Raw genomic sequence first — 22,997 nt, forward strand, 5'->3', positions numbered from 1 at the left:
AAATTCTAATGAATGGGCGGGTTAAACTGCTCCCAAAGCCCTGCCAGCGACATGGCCGGCATCGCGTATGGCCAGACGAACCGTGTCCGACAGGGCCGTCATGTTCATGAAACCATGCACCATGCCCGCATGTTCGCGCACGGTTACAGGCACGCCGAAACTGGCCATTTTGTCAGCATAGGCAAGGCCTTCATCCTTCAGCGGATCCCAGCCACAGAGCACGAAATGCGCTGGCGGCAGGCCTTTGAAGGCGTCCGGACCGGCAAAAAGGGGCGAAACACGCACGTCCATTCGCTGGCTCTCGTCCGTAATGTAGCTGTCCCGGAAATACTCGAACAGGTTGGCGGATATGAAGAAGCCGCCCTCCTGAAAGCTCATTTTCTTGGTGCGGATGTCAACGAATTGAACGAGCGGGTAGAGCAGGAGCTGGAATGCGGGCTTCGGGCCGCCGGTACGGTTCATTTCCTGCGCCAGATAGGCAGATAGATTGCCGCCCGCGCTGTCGCCACTGACAGCGAGACGGTCCGGATCAAGCCCAAGCTGTTCGGCATGGGTGATGATCCAGTTCCACGCGGCGAGCGCATCCTCATGTGCAGCAGGAAATGTGTGTTCGGGGGCGAGCCGGTAGTCGATGGCGATCACCCGGCTGCGGGCACCTTCAGCGAGCCGTTTGCAGACCATGTCATGGCTGTCGAGATCTCCCAGCATGAAGCCGCCGCCATGGAAGAAGACAATCCCGGGGCCCGGGGGGAGGCCAGCGCCGAGCGGGGTATAGAGGCGGGCCTTGAGCGTGCCGGCGGCGCCTTCGACCTTCACGTGGGAAATATCGGCCATTTCCGGAGCATCGCGCTCGATCGCGCGACTGGCGACGTGGAATTGCTGGCGCAGCTTGTCGGTCGAGCTCTTCCAGTCAAGGTGAGTCAGATCCGGCATCTGGAACCGGTCAAGGAATTGGCGGAAGGATTCGTCGAGCGTCATGGCGGCAAGATGGGTCTGAAACGGGGTCTTGTGAAGGCAGAATTGGCGGGGAGGAGAGCGTTTCCTGAAAATCGTGGAAGCGTGTTCCGGTGACGTGCCCAACCGCCGGTCTGGACAGCCTTAATAATGGGTCAGACCGGCGAGGTCTGCATTGCCTTCAGCCAGTTGCCGGACCAGATCCGCGAAGACGCGTCCCTTGGTATCCTGGGGGAGGGTCTTCAGCGCCGTCATGGCTGTCGCGCCGAGTTCACACATGTCGAGCTTGCGCCTGAGTTCATCCGGATTTCCGCTTGTCTGGGCAGCCATCAGAAGCGGCATGACCTGTGGGTCTGACAGCATGGACATGGCAACGCCCTCGAGCGCCGCCTTGTCAGCGTGCGTAACGGGCCCATGGCTGACCGGGTTGCGCGCCGCATCGTCGGCGGCCAGAAGGAGACCGGCCATCAGTTCGAAACCGTAATCCTGGAGCGGTGCCTCAAGACGCGCAAAATTCTGTTCAAGCGCAGCAGGGTTGCGCAGGGCGCTTTCATCCAGATCGGCATACTGGTTGCCGTCACACCATATGTTGCCGGCCCGTGAGGCCGCTTTCAGGCGATCCCGCGTCATGACCAGGATGTCGTCGACATGGCGTGTGTCTGCGTGGGAGAGGTCGCTGGCCCGTTCCTTCAGAAGCGCGGCGCCATGCGACAGAACGATATTGGCTTCATTGATGCCTTTCGGTCCGCGGGACTTGCCCAGGCGCGACTGGAGGCTGGCCGAGGCAGACGGATCAATACGGGCAAGTGTCTCGAAATAGTATGTCGCAGGCTTTGAGGAGAAGCTGCCAAGTGCAACCGGCGCTCCAGTTTCGGCGATAGCGACAATGTCCTGTGGCGCATCGCCCTTGCCGGGAGAGTGGGGAAAGTTGAGCACGGCGAGGAATGCGCCGCCCACGACTGCGACGACGACGCCTGCGAACATGGCGTTGCTGCTGATCGCAGGGCCTTTGCCGCCGCGGGCATCGAACGTCATAGGGCGTCCCTCCACAAGTGAAGGGCACCTTAGCTTGAAATGCCTGACAGGGCTTTAAGACGCGGGCGGACTAAAGCTGGACGACACCGTCTGCCAGTGGCTCCGAATAGATGCGGGAGACCAGGTCGGCGCGTCGGTCGATCACCAGGCGCTGGTTCACATAGCCCTTGTCGGTGATTTCACCTGCGTCGATCGATGGCGGCTCGGTCAGCACGAGAAGCCGTTTGAGGCGGCGTGAGGAGCCTGGCTCGCCGGCATTGAAGGCCCTGGCCTTGTGCGCGATCTCATCCGTAAACGTCTTCATGGCGCGCGCCTTGTCGCCTCCCGCTATCTTCACATACTGTTCCATGACGGCCTGGGAGGGCCAGACCATCACGGCAGCATAGTCCTTGTCCTGACCGGCGATGACGGCGTCGAAGATGAGCGGGGAGCAGGCTGCGACGAAGTCCGGGCGCAATGTGCCAACGCTGACCCATGTGCCGGAAGAGAGCTTGAAGTCTTCGCCGACGCGGCCGTCAAAGACGAGGCCTTTCTCGGGATGGTTCTCGTCCACGAAGGTGACGGCGTCGCCAAGGCAATAATAACCTTCCTCGTCGAACACTTCGGCATTCTTCGCGGGGCTGTTGAGGTAGCCGGGCATGACCGAGGGGCCCTTGACGCGTACTTCCAGCTTGGCGCCATTGGGCACAAGCTTGAGCGTCATGCCGGGAAGCGGCAGGCCAATCAGGCCGACACGTTCGGCTTCCCAGTGGACCACCGTGATGCCCTGCGTTTCGGTGGCACCGTACATGGTGATGATGGGGATGCGCCGACCGGTGGCCTTGATGGCGAGGGCCTGCAAGCGATCATAGAGATCGTCCGACAGCGTTGCGCCGCCATAGCCGATAGACCGCATGTTCTTGAAGAAGGCGGCGAGCAGCGTGTCGTCCGCCTCCATGGCGTCGGCCAGCATCGCAAGCGCGATAGGCGCCGTGCCGAAGGAGGAGGGCGAGCAATCGCGAATGTTGTCAATCGTGCGCTGGAAGAGGGCAGGGGTCGGCTTGCCGTCGTCGATCCAGAAGGTGGCGCCATTCCAGATCGCGCCGTTGAAGTTCACATTGGAGCCGGAGATGTGGTTCCAGGGCAGCCAGTCGAGCACGTTCGGGATCAGGTCCGGATCATATTCAGGGTCGCGCGCATCGTCGCGGAGGCCTTCCTGTCCGCCAATCATGGCGCACATGGCGCCTTGCGTGGTCGGCACGGGTTTCGGCATGCCGGTGGAGCCGGAGGTGAAGAGGTATTTCGCGATGGATCCGTCGTCGAGTTTGGCCATGGCGCTGGCGACGGCATCCGTTGGCTCGGTCGCGACGAGGTCGTCATAGTTGCGCACGCTATTCTCGCCCGCCGGTTCGGCGGAGAAGATGTGGCAAGCATCGGCATTGAGCGCGCTGATGGCTTTGCGGAAGGGCTCGTATTGTTCGGCGAAGATGACTGCAGGCTTTACGGCGGCGAAGCAGTGCTTCAGCTTCTCATAGTCGGTGGACATCAGCGAATAGGGGACTGAGATCGGTGCGGCAGGCGCGCCGATTTTTTGCGCCGCCAGGATGACCATGGCGGCGCGCGTCGAGTTGCCCGACAGGATCATGACCGGCGCGTCGGGGCCTGCGCCCATGTCTAGGAAGGCCTGGGCAAGGCTGTCAGTGATCGACTTGGCTTCGCCATAGGTGAGCGTCTGCCATTCGCCGGTGGCCGGGTTTTTTTCTCTCAGGAAGGGGCGATCGGGGTGTTCTACGGCGCGCTCGTCGAGGCAATGCGGCACCGTTTTGGGGCGGTCGCCAGGGGCCTGGCGCGGCGTGACATAGATGGTGCCGCCCTCAGCGCGGGTCATCTCGATGTCCGGCGCCTTCATCGGCAACAGGCGAAATGGCGGTAGGGTCTGACCTTCGGCCATGGCTGCGTACTCCCTCGGATATGGTTGTCATGTTTTTTGCCAGTGTATTTGAAACGGGCGTATTGGCTAGCGGCCACTATGCGCTGGCGCGGGCAAACGGGCCGATGACGTGGGGTTAGTTTGCGCTGAATGGCCTGTCGCCGCTACGTCAGGGCCTAGCATTCCTGACAGGGTGTGACGCGCTCAGGCTTCAGCCTCGACGGCATCGACAACGATCTGGAGGCCCTGTTTCATCAGGTCCGCGTCCAGCGCTTCAGCCATGACCCGGATAAGCGGTTCCGTGCCGGACTTGCGCACCACCATGCGACCACGCGCGCCCATCAGCGCGTCAGCCTCGGCAAGGGCGGCCTTCACGCGATCACTGCCCATCGGATTGGTTCCCGAATAGCGGATATTGACCAGTTCCTGCGGGGCGGGGGTAAACACCCGTCCGAGTTCCGACATTTTCTGCCCGCTCTCGGCGAGGATGGAGAGCACATGCAGGCCCGCCAGCAGGCCGTCGCCCGTTGTGGAGACATCCGAGAGGATAATGTGACCCGAGGGTTCACCGCCGAAATTGAAGCCATGAGCGCGCATGTGTTCGCCGACATATCGGTCACCGACTTTGGTGCGGGCGAGGGTGAGGCCTAGCGACTGCATGTACTGGTCGAGGCCCATGTTCGACATGACGGTAGAGACCATGCCGCCGCCTTTGAGGCGCCCGGTCGCGTGCAGCTCGCGCACGATCAGGGCCATGATCTGGTCGCCATCAATCTCGTTGCCGGTCTCATCCACGACGATGATGCGGTCAGCGTCGCCGTCGAGGGCAAGGCCGATATCGGCGCGCGCGTCGAGGACAGCGGCTTTCAGGGCCGCGGTGTCAGTCGATCCGCACCCGGCATTGATGTTCACGCCGTCGGGCCCCGCGCCGATGACCCGTAGGTCCGCGCCGCAATGGAGCAGGGCTTCCGGCGCAACCTCGAAGCCTGCGCCATGGGCGCAGTCGAGCACGACCTTGATGCCCTGCATCTTGCTGCAGGAACTCACGGTGGCGAGGCAGCTGCGGACATAATCGTCGCCGACGCCAGCCATGCGCTGCGGCGTCGAGATCATGTCTGGCGCGGCGAAGGTGCCGTCAAAGGCCGTTGCCATGGCGGCTTCGAGCGCTTCTTCAGTCGTGTCGTCGAATTTCAGGCCGTCTGGGCTGAAAAGCTTGATGCCATTGTCTTCGTATTTGTTGTGCGAGGCTGATACCATCAGGCCGAACCGTGCACCTGAGACGCGGGTTGTCATGGCGACAGCTGGCGTCGGCACGATGCCGGCGAGCTGGGGTGTCAGGCCCATGCTGGTGAGGCCCGCGACCAGGGCGGCTTCGATCATCTCGCCAGAGCGGCGTGTGTCGCGGCCTATGACGACCGTGCCATTTCCATCGGGCGCAAAGGTGCGCGCCGTTGCGATGGCGAGCCGGAGCGCGGTTTCCGCCGTCATCGGCTTCTGGTTCACGCGGCCGCGAATGCCGTCGGTTCCGAAATATTGACGTGCCATGCGCTTTCTTCTCCCTGCACGTTTCTTGGCAGAATTAAGCGGCTTGATCGAGAGCCCGCTTCAGCAGGGTGTCACATCGCCATAGACAATGAAGTGCGGATTATCATACCCGCGCTCGCGTTTGCCATAGAGGAGGGGCGCGCCATCTTCCGTCAGCACGCGGCCGCCAGCGGCCTCGACCACCGCCTGGCCTGCAGCTGTGTCCCACTCCATCGTGCGGCCCATGCGGGGATAGAGGTCAGCTTCGCCGGCCGCAATCAGGCAGAATTTCAGGGACGAACCGGCGCTGAGCGTCTCGCTGACATTGTGCTTGTCCAGCCAGACGTCGGTTTCGGGCGTGCGGTGTGATTTCGATGCGATGGCGGTGACGCCTGCTGCGGGGCAGGGGCGGATGCGCAGCGGCGTGCGCTCTGTCGGCACGGCGCCGCCCGGCTTGGCCGTCGCCTGCCAGCCGGAATTATGGCTCTCGGCGACAAAGAGACGATCGCGGGCAGGGGCATAGACGACGCCCATGACCGGGCGCCCATGCTCAATGATCGCAATGTTCACAGTGAATTCGCCATTCTTGCTGACGAACTCACGTGTGCCGTCGAGCGGATCAACGAGGGCGAAGCGCGGGCCATGGTCCGGCACATTACCTTCACTCGCAGCCTCCTCTGCTACCACCAGAAGATCAGGATCGGCTTTGGCAAGTTCGGCCAGGATCAGTGTCTCGGCTTTCTGATCGGCTTCGGTCACGGGCGAGGCATCGCCCTTTTGGGCGACGTCAAAATCGCTCTCATAGATGTCCATGATCAGCTTGCCGGCGTCGAGCGCGATACGCGCCAACTGGTCGGGTGAAATGGTCAAAATGAACGCTCCGTTGATTTAATCCGGTTTCTCCCTGTCAGCCCTGCCGGATAGAGGCAAGCCCCAATGAGCGCCCGTTGACGATGCGGGTCAGGGTCGGGCAATGTTTGACGCGGACTGCTACGGTAGGTGTAAATGATTTCGCGTCGTCAAATGCTGATTCTGGGAGGGGCTGCCGCGATTACCTGGCCTGGGCGTGCGCAGGAAAAGCCCAAGGCGCCCCATTATGCCCTCATCATCGGCAATGCGGCCTATTCTGACGGGATTGGGCCGCTGGAAAATTCCGTGAGCGATGCTCTACTTGTGGCTGACGCGATCCGCAATTGCCGTTTCGAACTGGTAACCGGCGATGTGGTCCGTGACGCCGATCGCTCGACCATGCTGAGCAGCCTTCGGGAATATGTGAACCTGATGGAGGAGGCTGGCCCGGATGCGCTCGGGTTCCTCTACTATGCCGGACATGGCGCAGCGCATGAAGACAGGGGGAATTTCCTGATCCCTGTGCAGGAGGCAGCGCAGCTTGATGATGCGCTGTGGGACGATTCCATTTCGCTGGAATCGGTGATGGACCGGCTCTCCAGACTTGATGCGCCGAGTGTTGTGGCGATTGATGCGTGCCGGAATGTATTGCGGTTGCCCGCCGCGCAGCGGGCCTTGGGGGGAGGGGAATCCTTCCGCGGCCTGCGCCGCTCTGCCGGGGGAGCGGGGGAGCGCAACATGTTCCTGTCATTTGCAACCTGGGAAGGCGAAACGGCCAGTGATGGCTTTGCCGATGAGAAGAATGGGCCCTATGCGATATCGCTTGCAACGCGCCTTACGGCGCCGCCTGTTACAGTGCGGGACATGTTTGAACAGGTTCGCGTCGATGTACTCGACAGGACATTTCAGGTTCAGGAGCCGATGAACCTGAGCCGGCTGCAAAGGCGCTCGATTGACATCAGTATCGGCTCTGAAGATCAGGTCTATGATCCCGAACTTGCGTGGAAATGGCATCCGAATCTGCGCCATGCGCTGGTCGTGTCCAATGCGTATTCGGGCATGAAGGGCCATGGGCGGCCCGGCGCGGACGCGGATGGCCGCACGATAGCGCGCGCATTGGACGCGAGCGGCTACAAGACAAGCCAGGTCCGGAATGCGGGCCTGTCAGATGTCAGCATCGCATTGAAGGATTTCAGTGCGAGCCTGGACAAGGCGGGGCCGGCCAGTGTCGGTGTTCTCTATATTTCCGGCTATGCGACCATGGTTGATGGGGAGGCGTATCTCATTCCCGACGGCTGGTTGCCGGAAACCGAGGCGGATGTGCGCTATGGGTCGATCCCGTTTGGCGATCTGGTGTCACAGCTTGAGGGGAGTGCGGCGCAGGGGCTGGTTGTTGTGTTCGACTGTGAACCATTTGTCCTGCCGGGGAAGGATGCGGATAGCATGTCGGCCTTCAAGCGATATCTTGGCGAAAAGAAAGTCGCCGTTGTCTATGGTCCGGGCGCCAGCGGATCGCAGTTTGCAGATGCATTTGCCAAAGAGATCCGTTCCGCTGACCGGGTCAGTATCGACACCGTCATGGCGCGTGTGTCGGCGGACATGGAAAAACGGCCTGGCGCGGGCCAGGCCGTCTGGTTTGGAACGCCATCGGCGCTGCCGGTCTTTTTCCGGGCGAATGCCGATATCGAGCCTGCCTAAGCGGGCCTGCGGCCTTAGCCGCGTTTCATTACGTCCATGAGTTCGACTTCGAACTGCAGGGCTGCGTTTGGCGGGATCGGGCCACCGGGCGTGCCGGCAGCGCCGTAGCCGAGGTCAGCCGGGATGTAGACCATCCAGCGGTCGCCAGGCTTCATCATCGCAAGCGCCTCAACCCAGCCCGGGATGAGCTGGTTGGACGGGAAGACTTCCGGTGCGCCGCGCTCATACGAGCTGTCGAACTGTTCGCCGTTTTCGGCGAGGCGGCCGTCATAATAAACGGCAACCATTTCGCCGTTTTCCGGCGATGGGCCTGACGGATCGCCGCTGGCGAGTACGATATATTCAAGGCCTGACTTGGTTTTCTTGACTTCGGGCAGGCTGGAATCCCATGGCATGTATTTCTTCCAGGCGGCGGTATCGGCCGTTTTGGGCTCCATCACTTCAAGAAGGTTGACGCGGAAGACAAGGTCGTCGCCGGCCTTGATGACATTGCCGCGCGCCGTGTTGCCATAGGCAAGCTTGTTCGGGATGAAGAAGAGGTAGTCATCGCCTTCGCTCATCAGCTGCAGGCCCTGGGTCCAGCCCGGAATGACCTGGTTCAGCTTGAAGGAGGCTGGCTGGCCGCGGTCAAAGGAGCTGTCGAATTTTTCACCTGCCGCTGTGCGGCCGTCATAATTGACGCGCACCATGTCGGTCGGCACGGGCGACTTGCCGTCCTTCGGGCCTTCGTTCAGCACGATATATTGCAGGCCACCTTCGGCGGACTTCACGTCCTTTCCGTTGGCATCCCATGGCAGGTATTTCTCGAATGGCGCGTTCACGTCGGTGATTTCCTTGGACTGGCTGCAGGCAGCGATCATGAAGAGGGCAGCGCAGGCTGCAGCGAATGTGCGGATCATCTCGGGTCAGGCTCCGTCTGGTTCAGTTTCGGCGCGGGTCTAGGGGGCTTTTCGGCCCAAGTCACCTTAACGCTACAGGGGACGCGGCGGGTAACCCTCGGCTGTGAGGGCGTCGATTACGTCCTGCGTATGCTGGCTGTCGCGGGTTTCGATGAGAATATCGAACTCGGCGCCCTTGGCGGGCACGTCCAGCGCGAGGCGGTTGTGAGCGACTTCCATGATATTTGCGCCATTGTCGCCGATGATCTTGGAGACCAGTGCGAGCAGGCCCGGCCGGTCGTCGCCTATGATGCGGATGGAGGCGAGGCGTTTCTCGCGCACGAGGGCGCGGGTGAGCACGGATGCCAGGAGGCGCGTGTCGATATTGCCGCCGCAAAGGACAAGGCCGACCTTCTTGCCCTTGAACTTGCCGGGGTGGGCGAGGAGAGCCGCGAGGCCTGCAGCGCCAGCGCCTTCCGCGACCGTCTTTTCGACGTTCACATAGAGCGTGATGGCCTGCTCAAGGTGCTCTTCCTCGACAAGGAGGATCTCGTCGACGAGGTCGCGCACGACCTGCAGCGGCAGGCGGCCGACATCGCGTACAGCAATGCCTTCGGCAATCGTGGCGCCGCCGACATGGACGTCCCGGCCTTCGATTTCGCAGAGCATGGCCGGATACATGGAGGCCTGCACACCGATGATGCTGATGTTAGGGTTGATGCCTTTGGCAGCGATGGCCATGCCGGAGATCAGTCCGCCACCGCCGATCGGGACGATCAGTGTCTCGAGTTCGGGAACCTCGGCCAGCATTTCCAGCGCGACAGTGCCCTGCCCAGCCATGACGTGAGGGTCATCAAAGGGGTGGATAAAGGTCAGGCCCCTGCGCTGGCAGATATTATAGGCTTCGGCCTTGGCTTCATCGAAGTTCAGGCCGTGGAGAACGATCTCCGCGCCGTGGCTGCGGGTCTGCTCGACCTTGCTGAAGGGCGTGGTGCGCGGCATCACGATCGTTGCCGGAATGCCGAGGCGCCGGGAATGATAGGCCACGCCCTGGGAATGGTTGCCGGCGGAAGCGGCGATGACGCCTGCCTTGCGCTGGGCATCTGACAGGTGGGTGAGACGGTTCAGGGCGCCGCGCTCCTTGAAGGCGGCGGTGAACTGGAGGTTCTCGAACTTCACCCAGACTTCGGCCCCGGTAATGGCCGACAGCGTCCGCGAATAGTGCATTGGCGTATGCACTATCTGGCCTTCGAGGACGCGCGCGGCGGCTTCGATATCAGACAGGGTCACGGGCAGGGTGGAGGTCAGTGTATCAGGCATTTCAGGGGTCCCGGTTGAAGTCGGCGCACCCTATTCTCCCAACCCCATAAGGGCAAGGCGGGGAAATGCAGGTCGTTCTGTGGGTATTCCCGGACCATTCCCGGACCAGTCCGGGGACAATCAGGGGACTTGAGGGACCGTTTTGAGTCCATTCAGCGGGGTTTCAGGGGGCTTCGCCGGCGATTAGCCGCTCAAGGGCATTTGCCAGCTTGGTCTCGTCATAGGGCTTCTGCAGGACATGGCAGGCGCTGAAGCGTTCGGCGAGGCCCCGGCGGCCATAGCCGGAGACGAACAGGATGGGTACGTCGGCGGCGATCAGATAGTCGGCGATCGGGTCGCTGGGTGTGCCGTTCAGGTTGAGATCAAGCAGGGCGATATCCGGCTTCTGTCCGTCTTTCAGCTTGTCCATCGCCTCGTCGAGGCTGGTGGCGCTGCCAGCAAGGCCATATCCGAGATGGATAACGATGTCTTCGAGATCACAGAGGAGAATGGTTTCGTCCTCGACAATGAATATTCGGGTGGCGATCATTGTCACTTTCCGTTGTCAAGCCACCCTTCCATTTTACAAACAAGGCCGTCGGGCTTGTAATCCAGTGATAGGTCGCCGTTAATTTCCTGTGCGAGGATCCGGGTCAACATCGTCGTCCCGAAACCCCTGCGGGTTGGCTTTGTCACAGCCGGCCCGCCGGACTCCCGCCAGGTCAGATCGAAATGTGAGCCGTTCGTGTTGTTAAACGTCCAGCCGACATGGACGGTTCCTTCATCATTGGAGAGCGCGCCATACTTGGCGGCATTGGTGGCCAGCTCATGCAGCGCCATGGAAAGGGCCTGCGCCTGTTTGGCGGTGACGCGGGCATGTGGGCCGTCCAGCGTGATGCGGGAGGCCCCGTCTGGTTCATAGCCAAAAGGTATCAGGGCATTTGAAAGTACGGCTTCGATGTTTGAGCCGGCCCAGTTGCGTTCCACCAGCAGGTTCTGGACTTCGGACATGGCATGCATGCGCGCCAGAAGGTCGTCACGTGCCTCCTGCATCGACTTGGAATCGACGAGGGACATGCGGGTGACTGCCTGCATTGTGGCGAGCGAGTTCTTTACCCGGTGGTCCAGTTCACGCATCAGGACACGGTTTTCCTGCTCTCTTTGGTGCTTCTCGGTGATGTCGACCGCGTTCTGCATCACGTATTCGACCTCTCCGGCAGCATTGCGCAGGGGTATTTGCGTACAGATCCAGACAATTTCGCGCATGCCGCCGCCATCAACCGGGATGGCGTAGGGTTCGGTCATCAAGACGTTTTCGCTGCCAGCAAAGGCCTGTTCGAATGCCGCCCTGAAGAGGGCTGTGCGGGCTTCCGTTTCAGGAAAGGCCTCAAACACATTGCGCCCCTGTATCTCCGACAGGGTACAGCCTGTGGTCGCCAGATAGGCGGCGTTCGCGTAAACATAGTCGAGATCCCTGTTCAGGATCATCAGAGGGCTCGGCGACAGCTCGAAGGCTTGCTGGAAGTCGAACGAGCCTGGAACGGGCCGGTCAATGCGATTGGTTTCGGTCGGCGGCTTCGGTCTGATCTTGTACATTGATTGGCCTGTTGAAGCCCCGGACGGGGCGAGCGGACGGCACTCTAACCATTTTAAAAGAATCTGGAATAACCAATGTTATGATTCCCGGGCTCTGCATGCTGATAATCAGCTTATATGCAGCCCTTCGCTGCCCAGGACCGCGTCATGCTCGGCCACCATATGTCCTGGCGCGATTTCGACCAGTTGCGGCTGGTATTGTTCGGCATCGGGATCGTCCACGCGCTTTGACTTCAGGAAGCGAAGCGGGGCCCGGCTATCCAGCGGGCTCGGCAGGTCTCCGGTCAGCTTGATGCGCTCGCGGGTGCGTTCGAGTTTCGGGTCAGCGGCCGGGACGGCGGCGATCAGCGCCTTCGTGTACGGATGGCGGGCATCCTCATAGATGGCGGTCCGGCCGGCCAGTTCCACAACCCGACCGAGATAGAGCACCATGACGCGGTGGCTGATCTCGCGCACGACCGAGAGGTCATGGCTGATGAAGATCATCGCGAGGCCGAATTCCTTCTGGAGTTCAATCAGCAGGTCGACAACCTGTGCCTGTACGGACACATCGAGCGCCGAGACGGCCTCGTCGCAGATAACGAGTTTTGGCTTCAGGATCATCGCGCGGGCAATGCCGACGCGCTGGTTCTGGCCGCCGGATAGTTCGTGCGGGTAGCGGTTGATAAGGGCTGGGTCGAGGCCGACGCGGGGCATGATGGCCTGGACGCGCGCGTCTCGTTCGGCGCGGGTGAGGCGCGGTTCATGCACCTGAAGGGGTTCGGCAATCGACGCGCCGATGGTCATGCGCGGGTCGAGGCTGGCGAGCGGATCCTGGAAAACGATCTGCAGGTCATCGCGCAGGCCGTCCATTTCGGATTTGCCGGCTTTGGTAATGTCCTTGCCGAGCCAGGCGACCTTGCCGTCGGTCGGCGGGATCAGACGCAGGACGCCGCGCGCGAGCGTGGACTTGCCGCAGCCGGATTCCCCGACGACGCCCAGCGTTTCGCCAGGGCGCAAATCGAACGAGACGCCGTTGACTGCCTTGAGCGGCTTTGTCTTGCCAAAAAGACCGCCCTTCACCCGGATGGGGAAGTGAATCTTCATGTCATCGACTTCGAGAACGGGTTTGATTGATGCGTCCGGCGCAGGGCCGAGCGTGGGGCGGCCGCGCCGATCCGGCTGGTCGATCCGGGGCACGGCTTCGAGGAGCATCTTGGTATAGGCGTGCTGGGGATTGTAGAAAATCTCGTCGACCGTGCCGCGCTCGACGATCTCGCCATGGCGCATGACGATCACGCGATCGCACATGCGGGCGACGACGCCCATGTCATGCGTGATGAGGGCGATGCCGGTGCCCGTATCGCGCTTGAGGTCATTCATCAGGTCCAGGACCTGGGCCTGAACGGTCACATCGAGCGCCGTTGTTGGCTCGTCGGCCAGCAGCAGGCGTGGATTGCAGAGCATGGCGATGGCGATCATGACGCGCTGGCGCATGCCGCCGGAAAGCTCGTGCGGGAACTGGTCCATGCGGCGGGCAGCTTCCGGAATGCGGACATTCTCCAGCCATTCGACGCAGCGCTTGTCGGCTTCCTCGCCCTTGATGCCCTTATGCAGGGACAGGACTTCGCGCATCTGCGCGCCGACGGTCATGTGGGGGGTCAGGCTGGTCAGCGGATCCTGGAAGATCATGGACATCTGTGCGCCGCGGATCTTGCGCAGGGCCTCAATCGGGGCGTCCAGCATATTGGTGCCGTTGAAATCGATATGGCCGGTCGCCGTGCCGTTTCCGGCCAGAAGACCGAGCGCGGCAAGCGCTGTCTGACTCTTGCCGGACCCGCTTTCGCCGACAATGCCGAGGCATTCGCCCTCAGCGACGTCAAAGCTGATACCGCGCACCGCGTGCACAAGGCCGTCGGGCGTGTCGAAATCGACCACAAGGTCATTCACGGAAAGTATGCTCATGCCCGCAATCTCTACATCGGGTGAGGACATGTGCAATGATTTCAATGCACAAAAAAACCGCGCCCTTGCGAGGCGCGGTTCAGTATGACGGTCGCTGCTTCCGGGAGGAACAGCGGTCCGTCCGGCGCTAGAACTTGTAGCCAAGCCCGACGCCGATAACGAGCGGATCGATATCGACATCGGCCTTCACCTTGGCGCCCAGCGCTGTCGTGAAATCGACGGTGACGTCGGTGTTGATCCAGATCTTCTTGATGTCCGCATTGAAGGCCCAGCCACCTGGCTCGCCGTCGAGATCATAGTCGAACCCGGCCTGCAGGGCGGGGCCGAAGCTGGAATCATAGCTGATGCCGTCGGCCACTTTGCCTTTATCCTCGTCGAAGAAGAAGGTCGCGTTCACGCCGGCGCCGACATAGGGCTTGAAGCGGCCCATTTCAGTGAAATGGTACTGAGCGGTCAGCGTGGGCGGCAGGAGCCAGACGTCGCCAAGATCGATCGTGGCATTGGTGAGCGCGCCGGGAACGGTGACGTTGACGGCTTTCACATCATGCGGCGTGACGCCAAGGATCAGTTCGGCGGCGAGATGCTTCGTGAAGAAGTAGGTGATGTCGAATTCCGGCACGTACTGGTCGCCGATATCGACATCGCCGGGCAGGGTGGCCGCGCCGACCTTGAGTGTGCCGCTTTCGTCCGGAAGGACGCCGATGACGCGGGCGCGCAGCATCCAGGGATTGTCCTGGGCCTCTGCGGCCGGGCTGGTTCCGGCCCAGGCGGCGCTGGCCATGAGGGCGGCGAGAAGGAGATGTTTCATTGGTCTATACCCCGAAAAGTGACTGCGATGAGCGGGAGGTAGGCCTTTGTTTTTACTTTGGTAATTGTCCGTTTTGACGCGCGGTCGCGCGCCGCGCGACATGAGCGCCCGGATAGGTAGAAGTCCCGATTGCGGGGCCCGCCGGGGCGTGGGACCAAGACGGATTGCGCCGCGTTGATGGATGGGGTGCGGCGTGATGGCGGGGCATTTCCCGTTGCGGCAGGCTTGAACTTGTGCGCGCGAGCGGGGAACATGCTGGCATACTCATGCCGATCCCGGCCCTCACAGGATAGTTTTCATGCCCGTCATCAATTTCCTTACGCCCTGCATCTTTGATTCCGGTGCGCTGAAGCAGCTGGAAGTCACCGCGAAGAAGCTTGGCATCACACGGGCCTTCATCGTGACCGATCCGGGCATCAAGGCGGCGGGCATCCTGGACAAGGTCGTGGCCGCTCTGGGCACTGCGCCTGCGGGCATCTTTGCCGAGACGGTCGCCAACCCGACCGAAACGCAGGCCAAGATCGCGACGCAGGCCTACAAGGATAGCGGCGCGGATGGCATCATTGCCGTGGGCGGTGGCTCCTCGATGGACCATGCCAAGGCGATCGGCCTGATGGCTTCGCACCCGGAGCCGCTCGAGAATTATGCGGCCATTATTGGCGGGGCCAAGAAGATCGGCAAGATTCCGCCGCTGATTGCCATTCCGACCACGGCGGGCACGGGCTCGGAAGTCTCGATCGGCATGATCACGACGATGGAGAATGGCCGCAAGGAGACGTTTGCATCCCCGAACCTCATTCCGTCGACGGCGATCTGCGACCCGGACCTGACGCTCGGCCTGCCGGCCTATATGACAGCTGCGACCGGCATGGACGCGGTGACGCACTGTATCGAGGCTGTGCTGACGCCAACCGTGAACCCGCCGGCTGAAGGCATTGGCTATGACGGCGTCGTGCGGGCGCTCGGCGGTGGCTGGCTTGAGAAGGCCGTCAAGGATGGCGGCGACCCGGAAGCGCGCTGGCACATGATGATGGCGAGTTATGAGGGCGCGCTGGCCTTCGTGAAGGGCCTTGGCGGCGTGCATGCGCTCAGCCATGCGGCGGGCCGCCTGCATGAGAAGAAGCTGCACCATGGCACGCTGAACGCGATCTTCCTGCCGCATATCCTGCGCTTCCATGAAGGCGCTGCCGACGAGAAATATGTCCGCTTGCGCGCCGCCATGGGCCTGAAGCAAAAGGCGGACCTCGGTGATGCGATCCAGGACCTGAACGATGCGATCGGTATTCCGAAGACATTGTCGGATATCGGCCTGACGGCTGCGGACGGCCCGGGCATCGTGGAATATGCCCTCAAGGATCTCGCGCATTTCGGCAATCCACGCACGATGAGCGCGGATGATTATGCCAAGGTCTACGAAATCGCGCTTTAGGGCCTGATAAAGTGAGGGGCGCGTCCGACAATCACTGGTCGGGCGGCCCACGACTGCAATCAGCGCCCATAGCGAATTCGCTTCCCGCATGAACGCGAATCCCTGCATGAAGCGCGCATGATTGCAGAGATACAGCATTATGCGGGCGGACTGGGCGTAGCAGCGAGTGCCATGGCCATTGGCGCAGGCTGGGTCGTGGCGATCGCATCGCCCAATTGCAGCTTCGACAAGCTCGATGGCAGCCGGGCCGACCGGCATGTGCGCGAATTGCTACACGCGACCGCCGTCCCGATTGCCGGGATCATGCTGGCGGCGATGGCCTTTTTCGCGATCGCAACCAGTTGGGCGGCGACCGTGACAGCGGCGCTGGCGGCCTTCGGCTTCTTCTCGACGCGGCTGATGCTGGCGCCGAAAGAGGGCAAGAACCCGAAGGGCGTGCGGACAAGCCGCAAGGATCAGCGCGCCGTATCGGTCAGCCTGTCACTGATGTTCATGCTGATTGCCGTGATTGCCGGTATTCTCGGCCTGATCGGGATTTAGGCGTAGACCAGCCAGAGACAGCCCATTTCGTGGAGCGTCCGGAAATTGTCGACCGAGCGCGTGGCGGCCTTTCGGGCAATCTCGCCAGCTGATTTGCGATTGGTCGCCAGCATCAGGGCACAGATCGCAAGGCCTGGGATGAAGGCCCACCAGACGAAAGCAAGCGTGGCGAGGAAGCCGAGCAGGCAAATCATGTAGGCGATCGCGTCGAGCACGCGGAAACGCGTATACATGTTGCGGCCAAAAGCGTTCAGAAGCTCGGGCGTTTTGTGCAGCTGCTCAGCATCAATGGCGTAGCGCTGGCCGGGCACGTGCTCGAATACGAGGGTGCGTGTCATGCGGCCGGCGCGATGGGGATTGGGCTCACACTTGAGAAACATGGCGTCTCGTCCTCGCTGTAGCTCCCGTTAAAGCATCCGCTTCTTAACTCTCTTGTGACCAGGCGCGTGCAAATTTTACGCAAATTAAATTTCTCTCGCGCGGAACTATCATCACGCGCATCTGGCGAATCTGATTGCTACGCCAGAAACTTGTACTTATGTTGCGATGCAGCATGAAAGGTTTGTAACGCTATGCTTTACTCACTTGTCGAAATGAACCGGGTGGCGATGGCGCCGATGAGACTGGCCGCCAAGGCTGGCCGGGCGGCGCTTCTTTCCCCGCTCAATCCACTCGGCAAGACGGAATACGGCAAATCGCTCGCAGCCTTTGCCGACGTTTTCGAGAGTTCGACGCGGTATTATGGAAAGCCGGAATGGCAGATTAATACCGTTCGCGTGAACAGCGCGCCGATCAAGGTGACGCCGACCGTCTCGTGGCGTTCGCCGTGGTGCAATCTGGTCCACTTCAAGAAAGACCCGGAACAGCTGGCTGCCGTACGCAAACCGGGCGCACCGCCGCTGCCCCGCATGATCATCACCGCGCCGCTCTCGGGCCACTATGCGACCCTGCTGCGCGGCACGGTTGAGGCCTTCCTGCCCAATCACGACGTCTACATCACCGACTGGGCCGATGCGCGCATGGCGCCGGTCTGGCTCGGCCGGTTCGATCTTGACGATTATATCGACCATATCCGTGACATGATTACCCATGTCGGCCCGGGCGCCCATGTGCTCGGCGTCTGCCAGCCGGGACCACCTGTGCTGGCCGCCATTTCCATGATGGCTGAAGACAATGATCCGGCCCGCCCGGCTTCGATGACGTTCATGGGCTCGCCCATTGATGCGCGCCGCAGCCCGACCGTGCCGAACGAACTGGCTGAAGAGCGCTCGTTCGCGTGGTTTGAAGAGAACATGATCCACACCGTGCCTGGCCCTTATCCGGGTGTCATGCGGCGGGTCTATCCGGGCTTCGTGCAGCTGGTTTCGTTCATGAACATGAACTGGGACCGCCACGTCGATGCGCAATGGCACTTCTTCAACCATCTCGTCGATGGCGACGGAGACGAAGCCGGCAAGCACCGCGAATTCTATGACGAATATCTCTCCGTGCTCGACCTGACCGAGGAATTCTACCTGCAGACCATCCAGCGCGTTTTCCAGGAGCACCATCTGGCGCGCGGCATCTACATGTATCGCGGCGAGCGGCTGGTGAAGCCGCAGGCGATCCGCGATGTGGCGTTGATGACGGTCGAGGGCGAGAAGGACGATATTTCCGGCATTGGGCAGACGCAGGCCGCGCATGATCTTTGCACGAAGATCCCCGACGATATGAAGGCGGACTATATCCAGCCGGGCGTCGGCCATTATGGCGTGTTCAACGGCAACCGGTTCCGCACGGAAATTGCGCCGCGCGTCAGCCAGTTCACGCGTCGCTTCATGGATGTGCAAGCCGAAGTCGCCGCGCGCGAGACGGCCGCCGTCAGCTGATCCGGCTACGCAATTCCTTCAACTCCTGTTAGACTGAAACGGCGCCCGAACGGGGCGCCGTTTTGTCTAAGGGAGTATCGAAATGCCCCAGATCAAAGCCTTCAGCCTCGCCCTCGCCGCGGCAGCCCTCATTACGCCTGCCGCTAGTGCGCAGCTGGCGGGATATGAAATTGTGGCGCAGGTGACCGCTTACGACGCGACCGTGTCCAAGCAACTCATCGTCAATTGTCCGAAGGACAAAAAGGTAACGGGTGGCGGCTGGGCCGCGCTCGACAAGACCGACGCCATTCTGGAGGGGCAGGCAACCACCAGCCAGCCCGCCTATGACGGCAGCCACTGGATGGTCAATGCCAAGAACCAAAGCAGCTTCTCACCGAAGTGGAAGCTGAAGGTCTGGGCGATCTGCGCCAAGGCAGACTAGGCCGCGCGATCAGGCCGGGCAGGGCGTCGCTTCGAAACCAAGCAGCTCGATCTCGGGGCTGAGATAGCCTTCCTTGACCGGCTCGCTGCGTGACAGCGCGGTCGAGAGATATTTCTTGTTGTCGTCACAGAACACGGTTGCCACGCGGGCATCCGGGCCAAGCCGCTCGGCAGCCTTCAGAGCGCCGATCAGGTTTGCGCCGGACGAGATGCCGACACCGAGGCCGAGTTCGCTGGCCAGCGCCTGCGCCATCAGGATGGCGTCGCCATCGGAGACGGCGATGACGTCATCCAGCTGCGCAAAGTCGACAATGGCCGGGATGAAATCATCCGAGATTCCCTGGATGCGGTGGCTGCCGACCTTGTGGCCGGTGGAGAGCGTTGGCGATTCCAGTGGCTCAAGCGGATGGATCTTGACGCCGGGCAGGCTGGCGCGCAGCGCGCGGCCGACGCCCATCACCGTGCCGCCGGTGCCGACACCGGCGACGAAGGCATCCGGCGCAAGGCCGAGCAGGGCCATCTGTTTCAGCAGTTCCGGGCCGGTCGTGTCGCAATGGCCGCCCGTATTGTCGCAATTGGAGAACTGGCAAGGCAGGAAGACGCCGTCCTGGCTTGCAGCGAGGGCGCGCGTGGCTTCGATGGCGCCGATGAAGCCACCTTCCTCGCGGCTGATGAGGTGGAGGTCAGCGCCAAGGCTGCGGAGCAGGCTCTTGCGTTCGTCGCTCATCCAGTCGGGCATGTAGATGTCGACCTTGTGGCCGAGGGCGCGGCCAAGCGCGGTGATCGCGATACCGGCATTGCCGCTGGTGGCTTCCGCGATCCGGTCTCCCGGGCGCAGCGCGCCGGAGCGCATGGCGCGGCTGAGGATCGAAAAGGCCATGCGGTCCTTGATCGAGCCGGTGAGATTATAGTGTTCCGCCTTGGCGTGGATGACGCGCTCAACACCGCGATAGCGCAGGTGGATTGACAGGAGGGGCGTGCGACCGATCAGGTTCGACAGGGCGCGCAGGCGAGGATGATCAACCGGGTTCGCCGTGCGGATTGCGTTTTGGGATGTCGCGGTAGCAAGGGCGAGTGGCATGGATATCTCCTCATTTCAGTGAGTGAGAGTCCCACAGATGCGATCAAATATCATCGCAGTCTTACAATTATAATGATGGAATATGGGTGGATATTTCGGTATATAGGCCAAATGGAAGAAAAATTTGATGATACAGACCGTGTTCTGCTGCGGGCACTTCAGGCGGATGGCACGCTTTCGCTCGAATCGCTTGCCGGGCGGGCGGATATTTCGACCAATACGTGCTGGCGTCGTGTGAAGCGCCTCGAGGAAACCGGGCTGATTGCGCGACGCGTGGCCCTGCTGGATGCTGAAAAGCTCGGGCTTGGCCAGACGATATTCGTTGCGATCCGGACAAATGACCATTCGGCTGGCTGGCTGAAGCGCTTTGCCGATGCGGTGCGCATGATCCCGGAAGTGGTCGAGTTTTACCGGATGGCGGGCGAGGTCGACTATTTGCTGAAAGTGCAGGCCCGCAGCGTTCACGACTATGACCGCGTCTACAAGGACCTGATCGCGCGGGTGAATATTTCCGATGTCAGCGCGACGTTCGCCATGGAATGCATGAAGAATACGACCGAGTTGCCGGTCTAGCGCAGCATGGACGGGTCGCTCTGGCCGGGCACATGCATCATGCGGTTGAGGCTGAAGCAAGCTGCGATCGGCTCTCCCTTGTCGGTCGAGAGCAGCGTGTCGGGATCGCCCAGATAGGCTGCAAGCTCGCTGATCGCGCCGCGATCAATGTCTTCGAGGGAGATATCGTCCGTCACTTCGCCCAGCAGCGCGGCTGACCGGCAGGAAAGGCGTTCGGCGACAATGAGCTCGGCCACGTCCGTGCCTTCGCGCAGGCTGCGCCAGGCGGCGCGCTGGGGCGCATTCCGGATCAGGATGCTCGACGGAAGGCCTGTGCCGGTTGGTACGGCCATCCAGAGCGCTGTGACGGCCAAGCCGGGATCGGGATGGGTGTAGCGGACGGAATAGATCGTGCCGCCGCTGACCTTGTAGGAAGCGAGCTTGGCGGCATCGGTCGCATCAAGCGACGCAAGCCAGCCGGAGACGGCAAGGTTGCGCGCTTCCCGGCCGCGGGCCTGTTCACCGGTCGCCATCAGCACCACGGCCTGGTCCATACGGGCAGACGGTGAAAGCTGGGCGCCGGCGGCGAGGGCTGCATCGTAATGGAAGGCGGAAACATCGGCGCGCCCGGAATCGAGCGCTGCACGGGCGGCAACAAGGTGGGCATCGCGCACTTCAAACCGGTCAGGGCAGGCGGCAATAAAGGCCTCTGCCGTGCGCAGGAAATAGGCGGGGCTACCTTCTTCTGTCGGCGCGGCGATGGCGTTCTGGTAGCGGGTGGCGTCCGCAAGGCCGCAGGCTGGTTCGGCATCGGCATATGGCGCCAATCCGATCAAGGCGCTTATGCCGGAGGCGATCAGGGCTGAGACTGCTTTCAGTGCGAAACGTGAATAGGCCATCGAGACTCTCCCTGAAGTGGAGACGACGTTGCAAAGGCCATGCCGATGCTAGCGCGCTCTATCAGTTCAGCAGGTCTGATTGCAGCCCGGAAAGGCCGATACGTCAATCGCTGAGCGGGTGGATGTGCGCGGGGTCGTGATTATGAAAGAGCGTTTCGTTCAGGGCATGGCTGTGACGATGGAAGGGCAGGCTCGCAATTGCGACGGCGATGGCGACACCTGCGCCGAGCGACAGGAAACTGCGCAGGGGCGGTTCTTCCTTCAGCGGCTCCATCAGCGGTCCGGTGGCGACATAGAGGAGCAGCCCGGCTGAAATGGCGAAGAGGTTGCCAATGGTTTCAGAGCCCAGTCCGTACATGAAGGGCGCCGAGGCAATGACACCCAGCGGGGTCGTGGCAGCCGCCGCGAGGAAGGCAAAAAAGAACGCCTGACGGTTGGCGAAACCATGCCGACGCAGGATGGCGAAGGCGATCACGCCTTCGGGAAACTTGTGAAGCAAGAGCGAGGACGCGGCATAGACGCCGGATGAAAAGCTGGCCGCGAAAGTCACCGAATAAACGATGCCATCGATGAACGAGTGGAGCGCGATTGCCAGCACCGGCGTTGCGGCCGCGGCATGGCTTTCCTCTCCGCCTTCGGGAAATATCACGCGGACAAGGAAGCTCATGAGCAGACCGCCGAGGAAGCCCGACAGGATCAGGCCGGGGGCATGCGGGCTGAGCGCGAAGGCTTCGGGCGTGATATGAAGGATGCTGAGCGTGACCAGCATGCCGCCGGCGGCGAGCGCGAACAGACCGGAATGGCGCGCGCTCCAGTCGCCACGCGCGGCAACGGCGAGCAGGCCGATCGTCGTCACAAAGGCGGCAATCAAGCCGAAGAAAAGAGGGGCCTGCATGGACTGGAGCATGGGTGGAAAGCGGTCTCGGTGGGCCGCGCAGGGCCAGAAAATGAACAGAATAGGCGATGCTGCAGCGAAAAACGGTAATGCGGCCTTGTGGAAAAATGTTATATAGTCTCATTATGCAAATCGCGAGTACAAATTTGCGGTTCGCGCAATTTCCCCTCATTACGGCGCCAGGAGGCCCCTCTTCATGTTCACTTCACCGCGTGTGGCCCTGTGCCTTATTTTGACTGTTCCAGCCCTCGCGCTGGCGGGTTGCAGCAAGAAAGCGGAAACGCCGCCTGCCGCGCCGGAAGTTCCCTCCGTCGAAGCGCCCGAGAATATGGAGGGTGAATCAGCCGTTCCGGAAACGCCTGAGGTTCCCGAGGCAGAAGAGACCGCATCCGCAGGGGGTGAGGCACATGTTCATGGCGCCGGTGAGTTCGCTGTTGCCATTGATGGCGATCTGGTGACCGTTACGCTTGATGCGCCGCTGGCCAATTTCGGCCTCGGCGAAGGCGACACCGATGCGCTGGAAGTCAGCACCGGTATTGGCGACAAGCTTGTCAGTTTCCAGGGCGGCGCCGACTGCACGGAAGGCAACCGCCATATCCAGACCCGCACGGTGGGCGATCATAGCGGCCTGACGCTGACCCTCGAGTTCACCTGCAGCAACCTCGACAAGCTGGACGGCGTTCGCCTCAATGCCTTCTCCGAGTTTTCGGGCTTTGAGACCGTTGATGCGGTCTTCGTTGGTCCTGACTCCCAGACAGCGGCTGTGCTGACCCCGGGCAATCCCGAACTGGCCACCCGTTAAACCTTCGAAGCGGCACG

Annotated in this window: 22 protein-coding genes; 7 read left to right on the forward strand and 15 right to left on the reverse strand. The window is 61.7% G+C overall.

The genetic code is table 11. The features are described 5' to 3' along the window. Positions 1-21 precede the first annotated feature (21 nt). From V7651_RS11555 to cysQ, 5 genes are all read right to left on the reverse strand, one after another. On the reverse strand, positions 22-978 hold the full coding sequence (locus V7651_RS11555) for an alpha/beta hydrolase (protein WP_035538921.1): 957 nt from the start codon (positions 976-978) through the stop codon (positions 22-24). A 120-nt stretch (positions 979-1,098) separates the two neighbouring features. Then, positions 1,099-1,989, reverse strand: coding sequence for a hypothetical protein (locus tag V7651_RS11560; RefSeq protein ID WP_335613278.1), 891 nt, complete (start codon positions 1,987-1,989; stop codon positions 1,099-1,101). Between the two features lie 70 nt (positions 1,990-2,059). Continuing rightward, on the reverse strand, positions 2,060-3,919 hold the full coding sequence (locus tag V7651_RS11565) for an AMP-binding protein (RefSeq protein WP_335613279.1): 1,860 nt from the start codon (positions 3,917-3,919) through the stop codon (positions 2,060-2,062). Between the two features lie 183 nt (positions 3,920-4,102). Beyond that, the gene (gene glmM / locus V7651_RS11570; protein ID WP_335613280.1) at positions 4,103-5,443 is read right to left on the reverse strand and encodes a phosphoglucosamine mutase; all 1,341 of its coding nucleotides are present in this window, start codon (positions 5,441-5,443) and stop codon (positions 4,103-4,105) included. A gap of 60 nt (positions 5,444-5,503) precedes the next feature. Then, a complete protein-coding gene (gene cysQ / locus V7651_RS11575) occupies positions 5,504-6,292 on the reverse strand; it encodes a 3'(2'),5'-bisphosphate nucleotidase CysQ (protein WP_335613281.1) in 789 nt (262 codons plus the stop codon). 153 nt (positions 6,293-6,445) lie between these two features. On the opposite strand from cysQ, the gene V7651_RS11580 reads away from it, so the two are divergent. Next, positions 6,446-7,969, forward strand: coding sequence for a caspase family protein (locus tag V7651_RS11580; protein ID WP_335613282.1), 1,524 nt, complete (start codon positions 6,446-6,448; stop codon positions 7,967-7,969). 14 nt (positions 7,970-7,983) lie between these two features. On the opposite strand, the gene V7651_RS11585 is transcribed toward V7651_RS11580, so the two are convergent. From V7651_RS11585 to V7651_RS11610, 6 genes are all read right to left on the reverse strand, one after another. Then, entirely contained in the window at positions 7,984-8,868 is an 885-nt protein-coding gene (locus V7651_RS11585; RefSeq protein ID WP_335613283.1) for an FKBP-type peptidyl-prolyl cis-trans isomerase, read from the reverse strand. A 72-nt stretch (positions 8,869-8,940) separates the two neighbouring features. Next, positions 8,941-10,143 (reverse strand): threonine ammonia-lyase, encoded by a 1,203-nt coding sequence (locus tag V7651_RS11590; RefSeq protein WP_418887143.1) that lies wholly within the window; start codon positions 10,141-10,143, stop codon positions 8,941-8,943. 187 nt (positions 10,144-10,330) lie between these two features. Continuing rightward, on the reverse strand, positions 10,331-10,696 hold the full coding sequence (locus V7651_RS11595; RefSeq protein WP_335613284.1) for a response regulator: 366 nt from the start codon (positions 10,694-10,696) through the stop codon (positions 10,331-10,333). A gap of 2 nt (positions 10,697-10,698) precedes the next feature. Further along, positions 10,699-11,742 (reverse strand): sensor histidine kinase, encoded by a 1,044-nt coding sequence (locus V7651_RS11600; RefSeq protein WP_335613285.1) that lies wholly within the window; start codon positions 11,740-11,742, stop codon positions 10,699-10,701. Between the two features lie 108 nt (positions 11,743-11,850). Continuing rightward, entirely contained in the window at positions 11,851-13,686 is a 1,836-nt protein-coding gene (locus V7651_RS11605; RefSeq protein ID WP_335613286.1) for an ABC transporter ATP-binding protein, read from the reverse strand. 127 nt (positions 13,687-13,813) lie between these two features. Next, positions 13,814-14,494, reverse strand: a complete 681-nt coding sequence (locus tag V7651_RS11610; protein ID WP_035538904.1) for an OmpW/AlkL family protein — start codon at positions 14,492-14,494, stop codon at positions 13,814-13,816. A gap of 298 nt (positions 14,495-14,792) precedes the next feature. Between V7651_RS11610 and V7651_RS11615 the strand changes: the two genes are divergently transcribed. Both V7651_RS11615 and V7651_RS11620 read left to right on the forward strand, forming a co-directional pair. Then, a complete protein-coding gene (locus V7651_RS11615) occupies positions 14,793-15,923 on the forward strand; it encodes an iron-containing alcohol dehydrogenase (protein ID WP_335613287.1) in 1,131 nt (376 codons plus the stop codon). Between the two features lie 117 nt (positions 15,924-16,040). After that, positions 16,041-16,463, forward strand: a complete 423-nt coding sequence (locus V7651_RS11620) for a hypothetical protein (protein WP_035538901.1) — start codon at positions 16,041-16,043, stop codon at positions 16,461-16,463. On the opposite strand, the gene V7651_RS11625 is transcribed toward V7651_RS11620, so the two are convergent. Then, positions 16,460-16,843 carry a hypothetical protein gene (locus V7651_RS11625; RefSeq protein WP_335613288.1) on the reverse strand — a complete coding sequence of 128 codons (384 nt, stop codon included), beginning with the start codon at positions 16,841-16,843 and terminating at the stop codon, positions 16,460-16,462. The two genes, V7651_RS11620 and V7651_RS11625, sit on opposite strands and share 4 nt — an antisense overlap. 192 nt (positions 16,844-17,035) lie before the next feature. On the opposite strand from V7651_RS11625, the gene V7651_RS11630 reads away from it, so the two are divergent. Further along, on the forward strand, positions 17,036-18,331 hold the full coding sequence (locus V7651_RS11630) for a polyhydroxyalkanoate depolymerase (RefSeq protein ID WP_335613289.1): 1,296 nt from the start codon (positions 17,036-17,038) through the stop codon (positions 18,329-18,331). Between the two features lie 82 nt (positions 18,332-18,413). After that, entirely contained in the window at positions 18,414-18,752 is a 339-nt protein-coding gene (locus tag V7651_RS11635) for a hypothetical protein (RefSeq protein WP_035538896.1), read from the forward strand. A 9-nt stretch (positions 18,753-18,761) separates the two neighbouring features. On the opposite strand, the gene V7651_RS11640 is transcribed toward V7651_RS11635, so the two are convergent. Further along, entirely contained in the window at positions 18,762-19,832 is a 1,071-nt protein-coding gene (locus V7651_RS11640) for a PLP-dependent cysteine synthase family protein (RefSeq protein ID WP_335613290.1), read from the reverse strand. A 111-nt stretch (positions 19,833-19,943) separates the two neighbouring features. Here V7651_RS11640 and V7651_RS11645 point away from each other — a divergent pair, with 111 nt between their 5' ends. Next, the gene (locus tag V7651_RS11645) at positions 19,944-20,405 is read left to right on the forward strand and encodes an Lrp/AsnC family transcriptional regulator (RefSeq protein ID WP_335613291.1); all 462 of its coding nucleotides are present in this window, start codon (positions 19,944-19,946) and stop codon (positions 20,403-20,405) included. Here the strand turns inward: V7651_RS11645 and V7651_RS11650 are convergent. Further along, a complete protein-coding gene (locus tag V7651_RS11650) occupies positions 20,402-21,283 on the reverse strand; it encodes a hypothetical protein (RefSeq protein ID WP_335613292.1) in 882 nt (293 codons plus the stop codon). The two genes, V7651_RS11645 and V7651_RS11650, sit on opposite strands and share 4 nt — an antisense overlap. Positions 21,284-21,386: 103 nt before the next feature. Then, positions 21,387-22,178: a ZIP family metal transporter gene (locus tag V7651_RS11655; RefSeq protein ID WP_335613293.1), complete on the reverse strand. Its 792-nt coding sequence runs from the start codon at positions 22,176-22,178 to the stop codon at positions 21,387-21,389. Between the two features lie 196 nt (positions 22,179-22,374). Between V7651_RS11655 and V7651_RS11660 the strand changes: the two genes are divergently transcribed. After that, the gene (locus tag V7651_RS11660) at positions 22,375-22,980 is read left to right on the forward strand and encodes a ZrgA family zinc uptake protein (RefSeq protein ID WP_335613294.1); all 606 of its coding nucleotides are present in this window, start codon (positions 22,375-22,377) and stop codon (positions 22,978-22,980) included. Positions 22,981-22,997 lie beyond the last annotated feature (17 nt).

Origin of the sequence: Hyphomonas oceanitis (genome assembly GCF_036964545.1) — a bacterium.
GTDB classification, from domain to species: Bacteria; Pseudomonadota; Alphaproteobacteria; order Caulobacterales; family Hyphomonadaceae; genus Hyphomonas; species Hyphomonas oceanitis.